Annotated in this window: 18 protein-coding genes; 10 read left to right on the forward strand and 8 right to left on the reverse strand. The window is 58.7% G+C overall.

Annotation, left to right across the window (positions count from 1 at the left end):
• Positions 1 to 6: 6 nt before the first annotated feature.
• From IEI95_RS04070 to IEI95_RS04080, 3 genes are all read right to left on the reverse strand, one after another.
• On the reverse strand, positions 7 to 933 hold the full coding sequence (locus IEI95_RS04070; RefSeq protein ID WP_194415963.1) for a metalloregulator ArsR/SmtB family transcription factor: 927 nt from the start codon (positions 931 to 933) through the stop codon (positions 7 to 9).
• Between the two features lie 77 nt (positions 934 to 1,010).
• On the reverse strand, positions 1,011 to 2,390 hold the full coding sequence (locus IEI95_RS04075) for a M20 family metallopeptidase (protein WP_194415965.1): 1,380 nt from the start codon (positions 2,388 to 2,390) through the stop codon (positions 1,011 to 1,013).
• 82 nt (positions 2,391 to 2,472) lie between these two features.
• Positions 2,473 to 3,213 carry a FadR/GntR family transcriptional regulator gene (locus IEI95_RS04080; protein WP_071204191.1) on the reverse strand — a complete coding sequence of 247 codons (741 nt, stop codon included), beginning with the start codon at positions 3,211 to 3,213 and terminating at the stop codon, positions 2,473 to 2,475.
• A gap of 210 nt (positions 3,214 to 3,423) precedes the next feature.
• On the opposite strand from IEI95_RS04080, the gene kdgD reads away from it, so the two are divergent.
• The 10 genes from kdgD to IEI95_RS04130 all read left to right on the forward strand — a co-directional run bounded on the left by kdgD (position 3,424) and on the right by IEI95_RS04130 (position 15,312).
• Entirely contained in the window at positions 3,424 to 4,329 is a 906-nt protein-coding gene (gene kdgD, locus IEI95_RS04085; protein ID WP_194415967.1) for a 5-dehydro-4-deoxyglucarate dehydratase, read from the forward strand.
• Between the two features lie 113 nt (positions 4,330 to 4,442).
• Complete coding sequence (locus IEI95_RS04090; protein ID WP_194415969.1) at positions 4,443 to 6,359, forward strand: ABC transporter substrate-binding protein; 1,917 nt, start codon at positions 4,443 to 4,445, stop codon at positions 6,357 to 6,359.
• Positions 6,360 to 6,512: 153 nt separating this feature from the next.
• Positions 6,513 to 7,496: an ABC transporter permease gene (locus tag IEI95_RS04095; RefSeq protein ID WP_012654022.1), complete on the forward strand. Its 984-nt coding sequence runs from the start codon at positions 6,513 to 6,515 to the stop codon at positions 7,494 to 7,496.
• A complete protein-coding gene (locus IEI95_RS04100; RefSeq protein WP_156532243.1) occupies positions 7,493 to 8,656 on the forward strand; it encodes an ABC transporter permease in 1,164 nt (387 codons plus the stop codon). The genes IEI95_RS04095 and IEI95_RS04100 overlap by 4 nt, the downstream gene beginning before the upstream one ends.
• A 9-nt stretch (positions 8,657 to 8,665) precedes the next feature.
• Complete coding sequence (locus tag IEI95_RS04105; protein ID WP_194415971.1) at positions 8,666 to 10,372, forward strand: ABC transporter ATP-binding protein; 1,707 nt, start codon at positions 8,666 to 8,668, stop codon at positions 10,370 to 10,372.
• Entirely contained in the window at positions 10,369 to 11,229 is an 861-nt protein-coding gene (locus tag IEI95_RS04110) for an SMP-30/gluconolactonase/LRE family protein (RefSeq protein WP_194415973.1), read from the forward strand. The genes IEI95_RS04105 and IEI95_RS04110 overlap by 4 nt, the downstream gene beginning before the upstream one ends.
• Positions 11,230 to 11,367: 138 nt before the next feature.
• A complete protein-coding gene (locus tag IEI95_RS04115; RefSeq protein WP_194415975.1) occupies positions 11,368 to 12,132 on the forward strand; it encodes an NAD-dependent epimerase/dehydratase family protein in 765 nt (254 codons plus the stop codon).
• A 199-nt stretch (positions 12,133 to 12,331) separates the two neighbouring features.
• Positions 12,332 to 13,441 (forward strand): thioesterase domain-containing protein, encoded by a 1,110-nt coding sequence (locus IEI95_RS04120; protein WP_156532376.1) that lies wholly within the window; start codon positions 12,332 to 12,334, stop codon positions 13,439 to 13,441.
• 241 nt (positions 13,442 to 13,682) lie between these two features.
• Positions 13,683 to 14,417 (forward strand): SDR family oxidoreductase, encoded by a 735-nt coding sequence (locus tag IEI95_RS04125; protein ID WP_194415977.1) that lies wholly within the window; start codon positions 13,683 to 13,685, stop codon positions 14,415 to 14,417.
• A 52-nt stretch (positions 14,418 to 14,469) separates the two neighbouring features.
• Complete coding sequence (locus IEI95_RS04130; protein WP_194415979.1) at positions 14,470 to 15,312, forward strand: fumarylacetoacetate hydrolase family protein; 843 nt, start codon at positions 14,470 to 14,472, stop codon at positions 15,310 to 15,312.
• A 172-nt stretch (positions 15,313 to 15,484) separates the two neighbouring features.
• On the opposite strand, the gene IEI95_RS04135 is transcribed toward IEI95_RS04130, so the two are convergent.
• The 5 genes from IEI95_RS04135 to scpA form a co-directional block, all read right to left on the reverse strand.
• Positions 15,485 to 16,366 carry an efflux RND transporter periplasmic adaptor subunit gene (locus IEI95_RS04135; RefSeq protein WP_012654014.1) on the reverse strand — a complete coding sequence of 294 codons (882 nt, stop codon included), beginning with the start codon at positions 16,364 to 16,366 and terminating at the stop codon, positions 15,485 to 15,487.
• Positions 16,363 to 16,572: a DUF1656 domain-containing protein gene (locus IEI95_RS04140; RefSeq protein WP_041698552.1), complete on the reverse strand. Its 210-nt coding sequence runs from the start codon at positions 16,570 to 16,572 to the stop codon at positions 16,363 to 16,365. Before IEI95_RS04140 ends, IEI95_RS04135 begins: the two co-directional genes overlap by 4 nt.
• Positions 16,573 to 16,577: 5 nt before the next feature.
• Entirely contained in the window at positions 16,578 to 18,638 is a 2,061-nt protein-coding gene (locus IEI95_RS04145; protein WP_194415981.1) for an FUSC family protein, read from the reverse strand.
• A gap of 5 nt (positions 18,639 to 18,643) precedes the next feature.
• Positions 18,644 to 19,108, reverse strand: coding sequence for a MarR family winged helix-turn-helix transcriptional regulator (locus IEI95_RS04150; protein WP_194415983.1), 465 nt, complete (start codon positions 19,106 to 19,108; stop codon positions 18,644 to 18,646).
• A 103-nt stretch (positions 19,109 to 19,211) separates the two neighbouring features.
• Entirely contained in the window at positions 19,212 to 21,350 is a 2,139-nt protein-coding gene (gene scpA, locus IEI95_RS04155; RefSeq protein ID WP_194415985.1) for a methylmalonyl-CoA mutase, read from the reverse strand.
• Positions 21,351 to 21,464: the final 114 nt, after the last annotated feature.

A 21,464-nucleotide genomic window follows, 5' to 3' on the forward strand; every position in this document is an offset into this window, starting at 1 on the left:
TGATATTCACTCTGTCCGAATACGCAGCACGATATCTTGGTCGTAATTGCCAAATCCGCGTCCGAAAATGTTGATCCCACCGGGATGGCGCGCATCATCGCGCACACCAATCCGCACCCGGATGGAATGATGGGCCAGCAGATCGATAGCATTGAGATCGACGGATGAAATCTTGACGCCATCAACAAACGTGCCCTCTGAGGAAATTCGCCAATTCTTCAGCTTGCCGTATTGGGAGCCCTTCAGCTTCCACCAGTCGGGCGTATAAACACCGCGCTTGTCACCGAAATCGCCGGGAGAGGTCCATGTTCCGACATCCGTGCCATTGATCGACAATGTGATGTCGGAAGGCCAGTCGGCACTGGTGCCGGGCACTTCCGAACTCAGCTCCATGGCAATTTCGATTTCGCGGATGCTGCTGCCGGATAGCTTGGCATTGTTGGGGAATTGATATTCCACATAGCCTCTGGTGAACCAGATCAGCCCGGCTTTCATCCGTTCCGGATCAAGGAAGGTATTGGGGACGTCCAGCAAGCCAATGATGCCTTCGGGGGAACAAAGACCACAGGGTGCCGTCACCTCATAGCTGGTATAAAGCCCGATTGGCATCGCGACTTCGATGGCATGGGCATCGATCTTGCGCCGCTCGCTCTTGAAGACAACCAGCACCTCCTCGGCAGTCGGATAGCAGATCTTCTGGCTGCCCTTGCGGGCCTTCTGGCTCTCGGTGCGGATCAACCCCGCGTCTTCCAGAACCTGAAGATTGGTGGAGACGGTGGATTGCGGCAGCGACAGTTCAGCAGCGATGTCATTGACATTCATCGCGCCTTTTTCATGCAATAGCTTGAGCATTGCGATCCGCAATGGCGAGGCCAGCCCTTTCAGAACCGCCATGCCGTCTTCCGGGTCGATCACAAGAAAATTTCTGCTCATTACTGATATTCATCCGAAAACAAGGCGTTTGACGAATGAATATCAGAATTCCTGATGCAATCAACTGGCCCAAAGTCTCAAACGGATTTCAACGCGGCAGCCTGTTCGCCAATATCCAGGAACAGGCCGGTCATCACCCGCATGCCCTCTTCGGCAATGGACAGAAGAGCGTGCTCGTTCGGTCCGTGCTGTCCGCATTCAGCATGGGAATGGGGAATCCAGATGGTCGGTAGGCCAAGAATGTTGGTAAAGGCATCATTGGGCAGCGAGCCCGCCAGATTGGGCAGGACATGTACCGGCTTGCCGCTTGTGCGGGTTATGGATTGCTCGACAAACCGCACCCAGGGATGATCGGGGGAAAACCGGGTGGCCCGGAACGCCTCGCCTCGGGCTGGCTCCACCGCCACCATGGGAAACCCATGGGCATCGAGATGTCGTCGTAAAGCGGGCAGAATGCCCTCCATATCCGTTCCCACCACGAACCGCAGCTGGCAGGTGGCGCGCGCCGATCCGGCAATGGCATTTTGCGGCGCGTTGATATTGCCTGAGGAGATGGCCAGAACCGCCATGGAATTCCAACCGAAAACCCGCTCGGACGGCGTCAGATCCGCTTGACCCCAGTCCGCGTCATGCTTGCGGGACGGCAGGTCCTTGAGGGCAGCGCGAATGTCAGGGGTCAGGCTGGTCGGCAGCCATTCCGGGATCTGGATCTGGCCCCGCGCATCAACAATCGCGGCGATGGCATGGGCAAGAATGATCGCCGGGTCGGCCAGCAAGCCGCCGAAATTGCCGGAATGGTGATCGCCGTCGCGCAAGTTAACGATGAGGTTGAAGGCAAAGCCGCCGCGTGAGCCCATGAACATGGTCGGTGTATCAGCAGCCAATCGCGGCCCATCGGATGCGATCAGCACATCGGCGGCAAGGGCTTCGCGCTTGGCCTGGAAAAACTCACGCAAACCGTAGGAGCCGGTTTCCTCGGCCATTTCCATGATGATCTTGACGTTGAAGCCGAGCTTACCCTTCTCTTTCAAAATCAGTTCCAGCGCCTTGATATTGATGAGATGCTGGATCTTGTTATCCGCCGTGCCGCGCCCGTAGAGCTTATCCCCTTCCTGATGCAGCACGAAAGGGTCGAGCCCTTCGCGCCAGCGATGCGCCTCGCCATTACAGACATCGCCATGCCCATAGATCAGCACGGTCGGCAGGCTGGCGTCCTCGATCAGGCTGGCGATCAAAAGCGGCGCGCCATTCTCTCGCGGATTGGCGAAAATCTCCGTGGCAAAGCCAAGCGACGACAACAGCGGCTGAATATCCTCCACCAGATAGGCTTGCAGATCCTCCGGCTTGCCTTCCGACTGACTGACCGAGCGGCGTGCGATAAGACGGGCCAGATCGTCAGTCAGCTTGCCGCCCAGCGCATAATCGGACGCATTGCGGATGAAGATCTCTCTGGTCATAAAATCTGCCTTTTGATTATTTTGCGACGCAATGCCAAGACCATAGAGGATAGGCAAGCAAAAGCGCAAACATCTATGCGCCTCAGCCGCCCTCCTTGCGCAGATTCCGGGCCAGCGCCCGATGCCGCTCCTGGGATTTCTCGATATGCTCGCGCATCGCGGCGCGCGCGCCCTGTGGGTCCTGACCGGAAATGGCATCAGCAATCCGGCCATGCTCCTCCACCACTTGCGAAAGATAGGTTTCGCTGCGTGAAGAGGCGAGGTTGGGCAAGTTGGAGCGCGGAATGGCCTGCGGACCAAAGCTTTGCAAGGCGCTCAGATAATAGCTGTTATTGGTGGCCCGGGCGATGGCCAGGTGAAAATCGAAATCCGCCTTGGAGGTCGGCGCTTTTTCAGCAACAAGATCCGCCATCACCTCATTGGCCGCCCGGATCTCATATTCCTGCGCCGAAGAGCGGCGCACGGCGGCCAGTGCTGCGGCTTCCGTCTCGATCGCCACCCTGAATTCCAGCATTTCCAGGGTTTTAGGAATGCTCCGCTGCTCTTCCGTGCTGAGGCGCATTTCCTGTCCGGGCAGGTCATCAACAACAAACACGCCCTTGCCCTGACGGGCATCGACGAGCCCAGCAGCCCGTAGCTCGGCCAAGGCCTCGCGGATCACCGTGCGGCTGACCCCGAACCGCTCGATCAGCCCCGGCTCGGTCGGCAATTGCGTGCCGAGCGCCAGCCGTCCGCCAACAATATCGGCACGCAAGGCTTCGATGACGCTTTCGGCCAGCCTTGGCTTGCGCTGTGCTTCATTCGGCGATGGGGCTTTGGCCATGGAAATCTCCATAAAGGTGCAGTTCGGGTTTTGGGCAAATGTTGAACGGAATTCGACTGGACAGGCGTTTTAAATCATAATATGACTTCACTTGAAATCATGATATGACTCGGTTGCAGTCATTATAAAGCACGAGGATAGGTGCCCGTTCAAGTCTTTCGCGAAGAAGATCGTGTGGCACGGAGCAGTTGAACGCAGGAGAGGCGGACCATGGAACCGAATGAACTGAAACGTGCACTGGGCGCAGGCTTGCTGTCTTTTCCCGTCACCCCTTTCGATGACAAGGGCGAGTTCAACCCGGATGTCTATGGTGCGCATATCGATTGGCTGTCTGGCTATGACGCGACCGTGCTGTTTGCCGCTGGCGGCACCGGCGAAATGTTCTCGCTGTCGCCGGATGAAATTCCTGGCATTGTTGCCACCGCCAAGGCGGCATCGAATGGCGTGCCTATCGTCGGCGGCTGCGGCGGTGGCACAAGGGTTGCCGTGGAAATTGCCAAGGGCATCGAAAAGGCTGGCGGCGACGGCATTCTTCTGCTGCCGCAATATCTGATCGATGCGCCGCAGGCGGGCCTCTATGCCCATGTCAAGGCGGTCTGTGATGCGGTTGGCTTCGGCGTCACCGTCTACAACCGCGACAATTGCGTGCTTCAAACCGAAACCATCCAGCGCCTGGCCGATGATTGCCCCAATCTGATCGGTTTCAAGGATGGCACAGGCGAACTCGGCCTGGTGCGCCGTATCACCGCGACGCTGGGCGACCGCCTCACCTATATCGGCGGCATGCCGACAGCGGAATTGTTTGCCGAGGCCTATCTGGGTGCCGGTTTCTCCACCTATTCGTCGGCTGTCTTCAATTTCGTGCCGCAACTGGCCTGCGATTTTTACAAGGCGCTGCGGGCTGGCGACCGGGCGACCTGCGAAAACATTCTCAACCGGTTCTTCTTCCCCTTCATGGATTTGCGCAGCCGCCAGAAGGGCTATGCGGTCGCGGCCATCAAGGCTGGCGTTCGTCTTCAGGGCTTTGCCGCCGGTTCGGTCCGTCCGCCTCTGACGGATTTGACCTCGGAAGAGGTGGATATTCTGGCCGGGCTGATCGAACCCTGGAAGCAGTGAGAAACAACTGACGACAGGAATAGACCCGGGAGCGTCTGTTCTTATCGGCTGGCGAATGCAGCAAAGCGACTTCGACCCATCATAAAATCTATCTTTTCGGGAGGAAAAACACGATGAAGACCAGAAAACTGCTTGCCACAGTGGCGCTTGCCGCACTGGTGGGCATGCCGGTCATGGCGATTGCCCAGGACTATCATCAGGCGCCGCAGCTTGATGCGCTGGTCAAGGAAGGCAAATTGCCACCGGTCGAAAAACGTCTGCCGGAAAATCCGCGCGTCGAGGATATGGTCGAACGTGTCGGCGTCTATGGCGGCTACCAGACCGGCGGATTGGTGGGCGGCAATGACCGCAACGCACTGGCCAAGCTGACCGGCTACGAGCCGCTGATGGCCTGGGACCGGGAATGGTCGGGCAAGATCATTCCCAACGTTGCCACCTCCTACAAAGCCAGCGATGATGCCACGACCTTCACCTTCGAATTGCGCAAGGGCATGAAATGGTCGAACGGCATGGATTTCACCGCCGAAGACATCGCCTTCATGGTCAATGACGTGCTTCCCGACGACAAGCTGTTTCCGGCCAAGCCCGCCTGGATGCTGGTGGGGGGCAAGCTGCCGGTGGCGACCGTCAACAGCCCAACCAGCGTCACCATCAAATTCTCCGGCCCGAACGGCCTGTTCCTCATGAATGTCGCGGGCGTGTTCGGCACGCAGCTCACCTTGATGTCGAAGCAATATTGCGGCCAGTTCATGCCGAAGTTCAATCCGGATGCCGAAAAACTGGCGAAGGATGCCGGCGATGCCAGCTGGATCGAACATCTGACCAACAAATGCGGATTGGAAATCGAGCAGGTTCAGCGCTGGCGCAATCCTGACATGCCCGTGCTCGGCCCCTGGAAGATCAAGGACCCCTATGTATCCGGCGCCACCCAGGTGACGTTTGAGCGCAATCCCTATTACTGGAAGGTCGATCCGGCGGGCAACCAGTTGCCTTATCTCGATGGCGCCCGCTATAGCGTCAATTCGGATGTACAGACGGTGCTTCTGGCGGCGATTGCCGGCAAGATCAACTATCAGGAACGCCATATCGGCGTGAACCAGAACCGTCCAGTCTTGAACGAAGGCGCGGACAAGGGTGGGTACGAGTTGATCGACCGGATTACCGGCCAGGGTGCGGACACGTCCTTTTCCTTCAATATGACCCATAAGGACCCGGAGATGCGCAAGATCTTCGGCAACAAGGATTTCCGGGTGGCGATGAGTATCGCCATTGATCGCAAATCGGTCATCGATGCGATTTATCTGGGCCTGACGCAGCCGAAACAGGTGGCACCAAACGAAAACACCCTCTACGCCAATGACCGGCTGGCGCATCAGTATCTCGATTACGACCCTGACAAGGCCAACAAGCTGCTCGACAGTATCGGTCTCGACAAGAAGGATGCCGATGGCTTCCGGCTTCGCCCTGATGGCAAACGCCTGACCTTTACCGTCATCACGCCTGCGGCGCTGTCCAACTGGGGCGATGTTGCCGAACTGGTCATTCGCTACTGGCAGGCCGTTGGCGTCGATGCGCGCTTCCAATCGATGGACCGCACGCGGTTCTATGAGGTCAAGAACAATAACGACCATGACGTGGCACTGTGGACCGGCGAAGGGTATGGCGTCGATGCCCTGCTTGATCCGCGCCTCTATATGCCGGTCTCGATTGAATCCAACTATGCGGTCGCCTGGGGCAAGGCTTATCTGAAGATGCAAGGCGGAGAAGAGCCGCCGGAGCCGGTCAAGAAACAGTGGGATCTGTATAACCAGATCAAGGGCACCACCGATCAGACCAAGCAGACGGCGCTGTTCCAGCAGATTCTCGATATTGCCGCCGACCAGTTCTACACGATTGCGATTTCGACACCGCCCGCTGGCTTCGCCGTCAAGGCCAAGAACCTGCACAACGTGATGAACAACGCACCGACCTCCTGGGTCTATCCAAGCCCGGCACCCAGCAATACCGAGCAATGGTTCATCCAAAACTAAGAGAGCTCCTCCCGACTTCGGGGCGTCGTCCGCGTGGCACTTGCCCAACCTTGCGCTGCTCGTCCGGCGCCCCGAAGACCCCGCTTTTGGTCACCCTGTAGTCCCCTGCCCACGTCCATGGACAGGAACGTAAGACCCCGGAAAGGATCGTCGATGTTACGGTTCATCACATTGCGCGTGCTGGGCATGATCCCCGCGATGTTTGCCATTTCGCTTCTGACCTTCGTGGTGATCCAGTTGCCGCCAGGCGATTTCGTCTCGACGCTGGCCGCCCAGGCCGCTGAAACCGGCGACACCATGTCTCCTGCCCAGTTGGAGACCCTGCGCCAACGCTATGGCATCGGCGAGCCGGTCGTGCTGCAATATGTCCACTGGATCGGCGGCGTGATGCATGGCGATTTCGGCTATTCCTTCGAGTGGAACCAGCCTGTCAGCCAATTGGTGATGCAGCGAATGGGCATGACGGCGCTGGTCGCTTTCATCACGCTGATGTTCGTCTGGCTGACGGCCCTGCCGATCGGCATCTACTCCGCCGTGCGCAAATACTCTCCGGGCGATTACCTTTTCACCCTGCTGGGCTTTATCGGCATGGCGATCCCGAATTTCCTGCTGGCCATCCTGTTGATGTATGTGGCGACCATTCACTTCGGCCAGAGCGTCGGCGGGTTATTCTCGCCGGAATTCGCCAATGCCCCCTGGTCACTGGCCCGGATCGGGGATTTTCTCAAGCATGTCTGGATCCCCGTGATCATTCTGGGAGCCAGCGGCACGGCGGCGCTGATCCGCGTCATGCGCGCCAATCTGCTTGACGAATTGCGCAAGCCCTATGTGGAAGCGGCCCTTGCCAAAGGGCTGCCAGAACGGCGGGCGATCCTGCGGTATCCGGTGCGCGTTGCCATCAATCCGTTCATTTCCACCGTCGGCTGGGTATTGCCGACCCTGATTTCCGGCGAGTTGATCGTGTCCACCGTGATGAACCTGCCCACCGCCGGGCCTCTCCTTTTGCAGGCGCTGAAATCCCAGGACATGTACCTGGCCGGTGCCTTCCTGCTGATGACCGGTGGCCTGGTCCTGGTCGGCACGCTGCTGTCCGACATCCTGCTTGCCATCGTCGATCCAAGGATTCGTCTGACATGAGCGTAACATCTTCCCCCCTGCCCCAAGCCACGACAGGCGCTGGCACGCCGAACGAACCCTTGCTGGACAATCAGACAACCGGCGACCGCATGGTGGTCTCCTCGCAATGGGCGTTGATGTGGTTCAAGTTTCGCCGCCACAAGCTGGCGATGATCGGCCTGATCGCTACGGCAGCGATCTATTTCCTGGCGATTTTCGCAGAATTCCTGTCGCCAACCCTGCCGACAACCTTCAAGCCGCAATATACATTCGCGCCGCCGCAGCCGATCAGCCTGTTTCACGATGGCAAATTCCTGCCGCATGTGAAGGGCTATAAGAATGTCGTCGATCCGAAATCCTTCACCCGGGTTTTCCAGGTGGATGACAATGCGATCATCCCCATCGAGTTTTTTGCCCGTGGCGAAAGCTATGACATGTGGGGCCTGTTCACCACCAATCTGCACTTCATCGGCCCGCTCGATCATACCAAGCCTTTCTATATTCTGGGTGCGGACCGGCTTGGCCGCGATCTCTTGTCGCGCGTCATCTATGGCACACGGATTTCCATGTCGATTGGCCTGATCGGCGTGTTTCTCAGCCTGGTGATCGGCCTGATCCTGGGCGGCATCTCCGGCTATTTCGGCGGGATCATCGATAGCGTCATCCAGCGCACCATCGAGTTTATCCGCTCCATCCCGACCATTCCGCTGTGGCTGGGGCTGGCCGCCGCCATGCCGAAGGACTGGTCGTCGCTCAAGGTCTATTTCGTTATCCTGGTCATTCTCTCCTTGATCGGCTGGACAGAAATGGCGCGGGTGGTCAGAGGCCGCTTCCTGTCCTTGCGCACCGAGGATTTCGTCACCGCCGCCCGGCTGGACGGTGCCAGCGAAATGCGGGTGATCGGACGTCATATGATGCCCTCCTTCACCAGCCACATCATCGCCGCCGTGACACTGGCAATCCCGACGATGATCCTTGCCGAGACATCGCTGAGCTTCCTCGGCCTTGGCCTGCAACCGCCCATCGTCAGCTGGGGCGTGCTGCTTCAGGACGCCCAGAACCTGCGGGCGTTGACCCAGGCTCCGTGGCTATTGGCACCCGGTGTGGCGGTGGTGGTCGCAGTCCTCAGCCTGAACTTCCTTGGCGACGGCCTGCGCGATGCAGCCGATCCCTATGCGTGAGGTAACTCCATGACATCGAACGTAAAGCCCCTCTTGCAAGTCAAGAACCTCAGCGTCGAATTTCCCGTGCATCGCCAGGTCATTCAGGCCGTCCGCAATGTCTCCTTCGATGTCCATGAAGGCGAAACCCTTTGCGTGCTGGGCGAAAGCGGCTCGGGCAAGAGCGTCACTGCCCGCGCCATCCTGAAGCTGCTGGCCGATCCCGGTCGGCTGACGTCAGGTGAGATCCTTCTCGCTGGCGAAAACGGCAACGCTGACCGCGACATCGCCAAGCTCAAATCCTCCAGCCAGGACATGCAATCGATCCGGGGCGGCCAGATCGCCATGATCTTTCAGGAGCCGATGACCTCGCTATCGCCCGTACACCGGATCGGCGAGCAGATCATCGAGGCGATCCTGCTGCATGAGAAGATGGACAAGGCTGAGGCGCGCGCCCGCGCCATCGACCTGTTGCGTCAGGTGCGCATTCCCGATCCGGAAACCACCATCGACCGCTATCCCTTCGAATATTCAGGCGGCATGCGCCAGCGCGCAATGATCGCCATGGCGCTGTCGTGCAATCCGCGCCTGTTGATTGCCGATGAGCCGACCACGGCGCTCGACGTCACCACCCAGGCCGAGATTCTCGACCTGATCGTCTCGCTTCAGCGTGAGCGCGGCATGGCCGTGCTGTTCATCACCCACGATATCGGCGTGGTAGCTGAGATCGCCGACCGGGTGATGGTGATGTATCGTGGCGAAAAGGTCGAGGAAGGGCTGGCCGAACAGGTTCTGCGCCGCCCGGCTGCCGCCTATACAGCAGCACTTCTGGGTGCCGTGCTGAAGCTGGAAACGCCCCTTCCCAAGCGCACGCTGCCTGCCGCCGCCAAGCCGCTGATGGAGGTTTCCGACCTGCACTTGCAGTTCGGTTCGCGCCGTCGTTGGGGAGTGAAACAGACGTTCGGCGTTAAGGCTATCGACGGGGTCAGCCTGACCCTGGCACCCGGCGAAACCCTTGGGATCGTCGGAGAAAGCGGATCGGGCAAGACCACGCTTGGCCGCACCATGTTGCAAATCTACAAGCCCACGGCTGGCCATGTGCATTATGCCGATGCCAACGGGCAAGACGTTGACATCGTCAAAGCATCGCGCAACACCATGCGTCATCTCTATACGGAAATGCGCATGGTGTTTCAGGACCCACATTCTTCGCTCAATCCACGCATGACGGTGTTTGAAACCATCGCCGAGCCGATGCGGATGATGGGCCTGACCACCACCCAGATGCGCGAGCGGGTGGAGTATCTGCTCGACCGCGTTGGCCTGCCGACCAATGCCATCAACCGTTATCCGCATGCCTTTTCCGGTGGTCAGCGTCAGCGCATTTCCATCGCCCGCGCCATCGCGCCCAATCCACGGCTGATCATCGCCGATGAGCCGACCTCGGCGCTGGACGTGTCGCTGCGCCATCAGGTTCTCGATCTGCTGGCCGAATTGCGGGCCGAGCTTGGCATCAGCTTCATCTTCATCAGCCATGACATTACCGTGGTGCGCTATTTCTGCGACCGGGTTGCGGTGATGCAAAAGGGCAAGATTGTCGAAATGGGCGATGCCGACGACATCTGCCTGCGGCCCCAGCATCCCTATACCCAAAAGCTGATCGCCTCAGTGCCGCAGCCCGATATGTCGAGACGGCGCAAACCGCTGATCATGCCGCAGGCGATGGGGGTGCAATGAGAGAATTTACCGCGCAACCGCTTGATATTCCAGCCGTCACCGTGGCAGAAAGCCCGCTATGGCATGGTGACGCGCTCTGGTATTGCGACATCGAGGCAGGCGGCCTGCTGCGCTTCGATCCGCAAGATGCCAGCTTGAAACGCTGGGTGCTGGATGGCGCGCTTGCCTCCATCGCACCATGCGGTGATGGCTTTATTGCTGGAACCTCACGCGGGTTCGAATATCTATCGCTGGATGGCGATCGACTGAACCGGGAACTGCTGCATTCTCCTTTCACTGCCGCGCCCGGTACCCGCATGAATGACGGCATCGCCGATCCGGCTGGGCGCTTCTGGTGCGGCAGTATAGAACCGCATCGTGTCCATCTCGGGCGGCTTTTCTGCATCGACAAAGGGCAGGTTCGCGTGGTGCGCGACGGCTTTCGCACCTTGAATGGTCTTGCCTTTTCGCCCGATGGCAAGCGGCTTTACGTGTCTGACAGCCATCCCACCCTTGCTCGCGTCTGGACCATTGCGCTTGACAGTGATGGCATGCCACTGGAGCCCCCACAGCTCTTCGCGGACCTGTCCGAGATCGGTGGGCGCCCGGATGGCGCAGCGGTGGACGAGGACGGTTTTTACTGGATCGCCGCCTCCGATAGCGGGCGCGTGCTGCGACTTGATCCCAAAGGCCGCCCCGATATGGTCATCCATGTGCCCACCACCAATCCGACCAATATCACCTTTGGCGGGCCGGATTTCAGAACGGCTTTCATCACCAGTCTGAAACCGGGGGGAGAAGGCAATGCGTTCGCGGGCCTGGTCTTTGCGGTTGAGCTGCCGGTAGCTGGGCGCAAATCGGACGGCTATATCGCTTGAGCCCTGCCATTTGACCTAAAGCACTTTCCGCTTAATCGCTCTCATAGAATGGGCTTTAGATTTTTGTTTATACGCATGTCTTTACCCCAAAACCGGAAAGCACTTTTTGGGAGACAGACTCTAGGCAAGGAGTGTTTGATGACCCGTCTCCTGATCACCGGTGCCGCTGGCAATATTGGCACCACGCTTGCACCGCGCCTCACAGCACTTGGCTATGACCTGGTGTTGAGCGACCTGCATGACGATACGGCCTGGGGCATCAAAGGTGCCGATCTCGGCAATTTCGATGCGATATGCACCGTCATGCAAGGTGTGGACGGCGTCATCCATCTCGGCGGCATGGCCAATGAGGCATCGTTCGAAACCGTGCTGAATGCCAATATTCGCGGCACCTATCACATATTCGAAGCCGCCCGACGCCTTGGTGTCCCGCGTATCGTGCTGGCCAGTTCCTACCATGTCGTCGGCTTACACCCGTTCGGGGCGCCAATCGATGAGACCGCGCCAATGCTGCCCGACAGTTTCTACGGCCTGTCCAAGGCCTATGGCGAGTTGCTGGCCCGCACCTATCACGACAAATGCGGCATTCAATCGGTATCCGTGCGCATCGGCTCCTGCTTCGATACGGTTCGCAGCCCCCGTATGCTCACCACATGGATCAGTGCCGATGACCTGACCCGTCTCGTCGACCGCGCCTTCAAGGTCGAGACGCTCGGCTGCCTGATGGTTTACGGCGTCTCCGACAATGATCGCGGCTGCATGGTGAGTAGCGACGCCGATAAGCTCGGCTGGAAAGCACAGGACCGGTCACAGGACGCGCCGATGGACCAGGGCCGCGAAAGCGAGAGCATCGGTCCCCTGCTGGGCGGACCATTTGCCGAAGCCCCCCTGCCACAAAACTAAACGCAGCGCCTCGTGGTCTGACTTTTTTGGTGAAATCCATTCTCATTAACGGCATAATGTCGTAGATAGACCACGACGATGTCTTTTGGCTTCATCGTGATTGTCCTCGCTATCCTCTCCACCTAAGGCGATGGATATCGAGATCATGTCTGCGAGGATCGTAAATGAAGACGATTTGGGCCGGCAACGGGCTGTTCGTATGAATGTCACAGCATTGCTGGTCGATCTCTGTCGCCAGGAATTGAAACGTGCTGTGTCGCCCGACGACAATCTGCTGGAAGACGGTCTGACCATCAACCGGGCCTTGCGCATCATTGACCGTTTCTGGCGGGAGACCTCGATAGAACTGGATGTCAACAGTTTCTATCTCTGGCCAAGTCCGCAGGCGCTTGCCCGTGCCATCGAGAATGGGGCCTATTTGAACCTGCCAAAGATTATCGAAATCAGGAAGGGTTCCACGGACAAGACATTGATCGTTTTTGCCGGAGGCTTGAGCTGTTTTCTGGAAGTACAGGACTTCATTCAGCGCTTGCGCTTTCCGGGCCGAATTCTCGGCATGTCCCTGACGCCCTTCGATAACACCAGTCGTGACCCGGCTGTTGTCGAGGATGAAATTCGCACCTGTCTCACAGCCCTGCGAGAGGCGAGCATTCCCGGTCCCTATTGTTTGATGGGCTATTCCTTCGGCGGAGTTTTGGCGCTTGAACTGGCGAGAGCATTGAAAGACAGTGGCCAGGATGTCGCCTTTCTCGGCCTGATCGACACACCCCAAAGCGAGTATACTTGGCCGCTATCCGTCTGGTTGAGTTTCATGCTGAAACGCTTGACGCGGCGGCTGAAGACCGTAAAGCCCCGGCTTGACCCGGCCGCCATACCGCCTCCGCGTCAGGGCGGAGATGATGGAGGGCTATCCATCAGACATCCATGGACAAAAATTACTGCCCGAGCCGCTGGCATTCCCGCCTATTTCCGCCCATTTCTGTTTCGCTTCCGCGATCCCCGTCACCCCGACTATCCGACGATGGCGCCGCAATGGATCGGCAATTACCCTCCCAGCTATGATCGAATGGCCCGTCAGCTTCTGAGAATGAAGGGGCTCTACCGGCCACGACTTTATACCGGTCGCTTGACATTCTATCGCGCCCTTGGCGGATCACCGATCGATTGCGATCCGAAGACCATATGGGAGGCTTTCTTGCCGGGCGCAGAGTGGATCGACATGCGCGGCAATCACCAGAGTATCGTGATTGGCCGCAATGCCGAAACACTCGCCCGAGACCTGGATCGACGGTTGGACAAAAGCCTCTGACGTCCGTCAGGTCAGTGCGCCAAGTAAGCTTGACCTTACACCGTCCAGCGACCTATAGTTCATCGCGCATTCCCCGTAATGCATTATTTATACATTACAATTTCCCCTTGAAATGGAAGAGGATCAGGCGGAAATTCTGCAATAATCCGGTGGTATCGATAGGAAGACGAGTGGTTCGTGCACCAAAAGCCCAACCCCTTCGTCCCCTTAAAGGCTGCCCGAACCCCAGGAGGAAAACCCAATGTCGTCGTCTCTTGATCATAAAAAAGTGCTGATAACAGCCGCTGGCCAGGGCATAGGCAGGGCCAGCGCCTTGGCCTTTGCCCGCGCCGGCGCCACGGTCGTCGCCACTGACATCAACGAGCAGGCGCTGGCCAGTCTGGAAGCGGAGGCTGGCATCACCACGCGCCGGTTGAACGTTTTGAAGGACGACGAGGTCAAGGCGGTGATTACTGAAACCGGTCCCTTCGACGTGCTGTTCAATTGCGCCGGTTTCGTTCATGCTGGCTCGGTTCTCGACATGAAGGACGACGAACTGGACTTTGCCTTCGACCTCAATGTGCATGCCATGGTGCGCACCATCCGCGCCGTGCTGCCTGCGATGATCGAAAAAGGCGATGGCGCGATCATCAACATGTCTTCAGTCGCCTCCAGCGTGAAAGGCGTTGCCAACCGCTGCGCCTATTCGATCACCAAGGCCGCCGTGATCGGCCTGACCAAATCCGTCTCTGCCGAATATGTCGCCCAGGGCATCCGCTGCAATGCCATTTGCCCCGGCACGGTGGAAAGCCCTTCGCTTCAGGACAGGCTGAAGGCGCAAGGCGATTATGAGGCTGCCCGCGCCGCCTTCATCGCCCGCCAGCCAATTGGGCGGATCGGCACGCCGGAAGAGATCGCCGATCTTGCCGTCTATCTGGCCGGCGCCACCTATACGACCGGGCAGGCCTACGCCATCGACGGCGGCTGGTCGATTTAGAGTTGCCTTAAATTTCAGCCAGAGTGCTTGGAAACATGAAAGGAAATACCCGATGAAACTGATGCGCGTTGGCCCGATTGGCCAGGAAAAGCCAGCCCTTCTCGATAACGATGGCAAGATCCGCGACCTCTCCGCCCATGTAACCGATATCGGCGGTGCGGCGATTTCGCCGGAAGGACTGTCACAACTGGCAGCGCTCAATCCAGCGACCCTGCCGGAACTTGCGCCCGGCCGGATCGGCGCCTGCGTCTCCGGCACTGGCAAGTTCATCTGCATCGGCCTCAACTATTCCGACCATGCCGCAGAAACCGGCGCAACCGTACCGCCTGAACCGGTGATCTTCATGAAGGCGACTTCAGCGATTTGCGGTCCTAACGATGAAGTATTGATCCCTCGCGGCTCGGAAAAAACCGACTGGGAAGTCGAACTTGGCGTCGTCATCGGCAAGACGGCAAAATATGTGTCCGAGGCAGATGCCATGGACTATGTTGCAGGTTACTGCGTCTCCCATGACGTGTCCGAGCGCGCCTTCCAGACCGAACGAGCCGGTCAATGGACCAAGGGCAAATCCTGCGACACGTTCGGCCCGATCGGCCCCTGGCTGGTCACCAAGGACGAGATTGCCGATCCGCAGAACCTGAAAATGTGGCTGACCGTCAATGGCGAGACCATGCAGGACGGCTCCTCCAAGACCATGGTCTACGGCGTCGCCTTTCTCGTGTCCTATCTCAGCCAGTTCATGAGCCTGCATCCCGGCGATGTGATTTCCACCGGCACACCGCCCGGCGTCGGCCTGGGCATGAAGCCCCCACGCTTCCTGAAGGCTGGCGATGTGGTTGAGCTGGGCATCGAAGGTCTCGGTACCCAGAAACAGGCATTCATCGCCGATATCTAAGGTTTTTGTGGTTCCTGCGTCCTCGTGGTTCGGTGCGAATCACCACAGGCTCGCCGTCAGCAGTATATCGGCCTCGGCAATAAAAATGCCGAGGCTTAAGATATCAGAGGTCGCGGTGGCCTACTGGGTAATGACGCAAACCGGAATCGGTTGAAGGAATTATGCAGTATCGCTACTTCTGACCAGCCTGCGCTTCCGGTTGGATGTCTACTGTGGCCGTCAGGCCCGAGATCAGCCGTGTACCCTCTGGGACATTTTCGAGATGAATGCGTACCGGCACGCGCTGCGCCAGCCGGACCCAGTTGAATGTCGGGGTGATATTGACCAGCAGGCCGGAGCTTGAATCGCGCTCGCGGTCCTGAATGCCGGTCGCCATGCTTTCGACCCGGCCAGTCAGCACGGTTTTTTGTCCCATGATCCGCACGGAGGCCCGGTCGCCTTCACGAATGCGCTGCAATTTGCTTTCCTCGAAATAGGCCTCGACCCGCAAGGTATCGGTGTTGACGACAGCCACCGTTGCCGTGCCTCTATTGACGAAATCGCCGACCTGAAGAGAGAAATTGCTCACCGTGCCGTTAACGGTAGATTTGACTTCGGTGCGATCCAGATCCAGCTTGGCAACATCGCGGCTGGCAAGGGCCTTGTTATAGGAAGCCTGGGCCTGCTCTTCGGCTGACACCGCCTTGTCGCGCGCCTGGGCCGAAGCGGAATCGCCAAGCCGCTCTTCGCGCTGGCGTTCGCGGACGGCCTCATCCAGCGAGGATTTCGCCTGATCGAGATCGGCCTGCGCCTGCTCCAGCGCTAGTTCGAACCGTTTCGCATCGACCTTGAACAGAACATCGCCCTTGCGCACGGTCGCATTGTCCTTCGCCAGCACCTCGCTGACGGGGCCGGTGACATCAGGGGCAATCTCGGCGACATCGGCGCGCACGCGCCCGTCGCGCGTCCACGGCTCTTCCATATAATAGACCCAGAGGTGATAGCCGGCAAAAAGCGCGGCAACAACGACAACCAGGGTAACAGCGACCCTACCGAGAGATTTCAACATCGTCATGAGACAAACCAGCGTGTTAGAAAGGAAAGACCTGCCGTCAGCAGGACAAAGAGCGCAACATCGAAAAGCCCACGATGCCAGACGAGCCCATAGGCACCCATCCAGGCCAGCAGCTTGCGGATCACCATGCTGATCAGCAACGCGATCAGCATCACCACGAAAAGGCGCGGGATATAGACGCCATAAATATCGAATTCGGTCGGCATTGACGTTACTCTGCTGCGAAAGAAAGTTGGTGGGGGCCGGACGGTATGGACAGGCTTGGCGGTGGTGATTGACCAAACAGCACACGCCTGAGACCGACCAGCGCGTCGGTGACCCGACGCCCGCCATCGCCCTCGTTGCGCATGACCGTCTCCAGCGCCCGGTCGATGGTGTCCTGCAATTGCGGCTGCGCCGACCCTGACCCACCCCGCTTCAGCCGACGCCGGTAATGATCCGCAATGCCAGCCAGAACCTGCGAGATCAGCGTGCCGCTTTCCTGCCCAAGCGATGGCCGCTGCTGTTGCAGCGTCACCACGTTGAACCCAAGCCGGACATCGGCAAAGCCATCGACATCACCGAGATCGCGCACATTCAATGCCGCCAACCGGGGGACAAGCTGCCCAAGCCGGTCAAGACTGCGGCTGGAAAGGCGATCGACATCTCCCGACCGTGATCCGGAAGCCGTATCGGCAAGATCCCGCCATCCCGACTTCATCAATCGCCGGGCCGCCAGTTCAGCCCCAAAAGGCTGGGCGACGGTGACCCAGAGTTGGGCAAAACCGATGCCGAGCAGGGTCGCCAGCCCACCATTGGCAAAGCTGGTCAGATCCGCGGAATACTGGTCCTGAATGGCGATCAGCGTGGCGCTGTTGACCGCCAGCAGCATGAAAAACATGCCCATTTGCGGATTGCTCATCTTCAACCCGATGAAAAGGAACATCGGCGCCAGCGTCAGCACCAGCATTTCGAAGGAGGTCACAACTGGGAGAATGGCAAAGAGATAGACGAAGGCAACCACAATCGACAGGGCCGTCCAGATCAGCATCTTGCGGATCATCGGCGCAGGCCGGTCCTGGGCGGCAAAAAACGAACAGGACACCGCGACCATAGAAACGAAACTCGCCCCCTGGCTCCAGCCGCTGGCAATCCAGAATGCGCAGGCCAACAGAATGCCCACCACAACGACAGCCACTTTCATGGCCAGCAGTGCATGGTCGAAATGCCGGGAGCCCGTCAGGATACGTCTGGTGTGCAGGAGCGGCAAAGTCTCCGCCGCATGGCCGCCGCTGGCGATGTGATCGCGCAGTGTGAGGCAATCCTGCCAGAGTTCAACGACATCCTTCAGCCGGGTCAGCAGGCTCGACATGACGAGATCATCCCAGCCACCTGGCTTATCCTGGTTCTGCAGGGCGTCGATCCGAGCCAGCAGGCTGGCACCAACCTTTTCCGTCTCGACGCCGCCACCCAGTTTGAACCAATCGGCGATATCATTGAGCAGGGCGATGAGAGCGTCATCCAGCCCGGATTGCTGTTTGACAGCATGCAACCGGTCTGCCAGCGACGAAAACACTGGCAGCAGCATCAAAAGCCGACCGCGCAGCTCCCGCGCTTGGCCAACGACATCCTTGGTTCCTGGATCGTAACTCAACTGACTGATCATCAGGTCAAGACTGGACACGTCAGAGGCCAATTGCTGGCGCTTCAGCGGGGTGGACGGTATGGCACCTTCGCCGCGCAAAATATCCTCGGCCCAGGCACCAGCATCGGCCAGCCAGACATTAATCCGATCACTGAACAGTCGCCCGATACTGGAGGGAAACACCACCTGATTAACGAGCGTGGCGCAGAGAATGCCCAGGGTGATTTCCTCGGACCGCGCCAGCGCGACATCAAAGACACCGCCAGGGTCGCTCACGCTAGGCAAGGCAATTAACGGCAGCGTGTAACCGGCCAGCATGAAAACATAGGCACGCGCCGAACGGTCCAACATCGACAAAAACAGCAGAGTTCCTGTCCAGAGCGCCACGACCAGAGATAAAAGCTCCGGCGCATTGACGAAAACCGGCACGAACACAACCGCAGCGCTTGCACCCAGCAATGTGCCAAGCACACGGTACAGCGCCTTGGATTTGGTGGCCCCCGCGAAGGGATTGGAAACGATATAGACTGCCGAAACAGCCCAATAAGGCCGCGACAGATCAAACATCAGGGCAAGATAAAGGGCCAGCACGGCGGCCGCGAAAGCCTTGCCGGAAAACACCCAATCTCTCCAGGTTGGTGCGACCATCGACCCTAGTCCTTCTTGTCCCGGCTCGCCCGCATATCGACGCAACGCTGCTGAAACTCCATTAAAACGCGCAGAGTCGTTTCAAGATCCGCCTGGGAAACGCCTTCAAAGGCTCCAGCCCGTTCATCGTCCAGCACAGCTTCTATCCGCGCCGCCATGCGCGAGCCTTCCGGCGTCAACCAAAGGCCCTTGGCCCGCCTGTCGGTGGGATCGTCCTTGCGCATGACCATTCCCGAGGCTTCAAGCTGATCGAGCAGCCGCACCAGCGAAGGCCCCTCGATGCCGACATGTTCGGCAAGGGTGATCTGGCGAATACCGCCCCCTAACCGGCCGATCCACACCAGCGGCGAAGCACAGGCCTCGGAAATTCCATGTTCGGCCAGGATCACATCGATCGTTCGGCGCCAGAGGCGCGCGGCCGAAAACAGCTGACTGGTCAAACGTCTGCGCGTGTCGAGATCATTGTTCATGGCATCTTGATAGCACAGATATAATTAGTATTCAAACTATTTTGATAAAAATAATACCATCACCTATATGCGCTCCGAAAAACTCCAAACCTTCAGCGTGGCATTATTGGTTTCGCAACCGGCCCTGCATGAGATTGATGACGGCGCGGGCGGCCTCCAGCACGTTTGTTCCGGGACCGAAGACGGCGGCGACGCCGTGGTCGAGGAGGAATTGATAGTCCTGTCTTGGGATCACACCGCCAACCACGACGATGATGTTTTCCGCGCCTTTGGCCTTGAGTGCAGCAACCAGTTGCGGCGCAAGCGTTTTATGGCCAGCCGCCAGCGAGGACATGCCGACGACCTGCACCTTGTGGCTGACGGCCAGATCGGCGGCTTCCTCCGGGGTCTGGAACAACGGGCCTGCAATAACATCAAAGCCGATATCACCAAACGCCGAGGAAATGACTTTCGCACCCCGGTCATGGCCATCCTGGCCAAGCTTGGCCACCATGATCTTCGGCTTTCCCCCCAACGCCGTAGCAAAGTCAGATAGCTGGCCGACAAGCGTCTGATATTCTGGGTCGTCGTGATAGCTGTCGCCGTAGACCTTGGACACCACTTTGGGCACGGCGGTGTGATCGCCAAACACCGACCGCATGGCATCCGACATTTCGCCCACGGTGGCGCGGGCGCGGGCGGCATCAACCGCGGCGGCCAAAAGATTGCCCTCTCCGGTTTTGGCAATGCGGATCAGTTCCAACAGGCTCGCCTCCACCGCTTTTGCATCCCGGCGGCGCTTGGTGTCTTCAAGGCGCTTGATCTGGCCAACGCGGACGGTGGCATTGTCGATATCGAGAATGTCGATCTCGTCTTCGGTTTCCAGCCGGTATTTGTTGACGCCAACGATCACCTCCTCGCGGCGGTCCACAGCCGCCTGGCGGCGGGTGGCGGCCTCCTCGATCAGGCGTTTGGGCAGGCCGTCAGCCACCGCCCTGGTCATGCCACCCAGGCTTTCCACCTCTTCGATCAGCGCCCAGGCCGCATCCGCCAGTTCCTTGGTCAGGCTTTCGACGTAGTAAGAACCAGCCAGTGGATCGACCACATTGGTCACGCCGGTTTCATGCTGCAAAATCAACTGGGTATTGCGGGCAATGCGCGCGGAGAACTCGGTGGGAAGCGCAATGGCTTCATCGAAGGAATTGGTGTGCAGCGATTGCGTGCCACCCAGCACCGCCGACATCGCCTCAAAAGCCGTGCGGACAATGTTGTTATACGGGTCTTGCTCGGCCAGCGACACGCCTGACGTCTGACAATGAGTGCGCAGCATCAGCGAGCCCGGATTTTTGGGGTTGAACTCCTGCATGATCCGGGTCCACAGCAGCCGGGCGGCCCGCAGCTTTGCCGCTTCCATAAAAAAATTCATGCCAATGGCGAAGAAGAACGACAGGCGGCCTGCGAAGGCATCGACATCCAGGCCCTTGGCCAGCGCTGCCCGCACATATTCGCGGCCATCGGCAAGGGTGAAGGCCAGTTCCTGCACCAGCGTCGCACCTGCCTCCTGCATGTGATAGCCGGAGATCGAGATGGAGTTGAACTTCGGCATCTCCCGGGCGGTATAGTCGATAATATCTGCGACAATACGCATCGAAGGCTCAGGCGGATAGATATAGGTGTTGCGGACCATGAACTCCTTCAGAATATCGTTCTGAATGGTGCCCGACAATTTATCCCGCGAAACGCCCTGTTCGTCGCCCGCCACAATGAAGCTCGCCAGGATCGGAATGACCGCGCCATTCATGGTCATCGACACCGACATCTCACCCAGCGGAATGCCGTCGAACAGGATTTTCATATCCTCGACACTGTCGATCGCCACACCCGCCTTGCCGACATCGCCTTCGACACGCGGATGGTCGCTGTCATAGCCGCGATGGGTGGCAAGATCGAAGGCGACGGATAGTCCCTTCTGTCCAGCCGCCAGATTGCGCTTGTAAAAAGCATTGGAGGCTTCAGCGGTGGAAAACCCGGCATATTGGCGGATCGTCCAGGGCCGCCCGGCATACATCGTCGCGCGTGGCCCACGGGTGAAGGGCGCAAAGCCAGGCAGGCTATCGAGATGGTCCATGCCGGCAAGATCGTCGGCCGTATAAATCGGCTTGACGGCAATGCCTTCCGGCGTTTGCCACGTCAGGCTGTCCGGGCTGGCTTTCAGCTCCTTTTCAGCCAAAGCGCGCCAATCTGCAACCGTCTTCTTCGACATCGATTAATCCCTCCACCCTTGCAGACGAAAGACGACATTCCAGCGCCTCTCCGTTCAGCTTGATTTTAATGCGACTGAGTAGTATTTTTAATAGCTAATCCTTGAGGAGCCTGT

Source organism: Agrobacterium vitis (assembly GCF_014926405.1).
GTDB lineage: Bacteria > Pseudomonadota > Alphaproteobacteria > Rhizobiales > Rhizobiaceae > Allorhizobium > Allorhizobium vitis_H.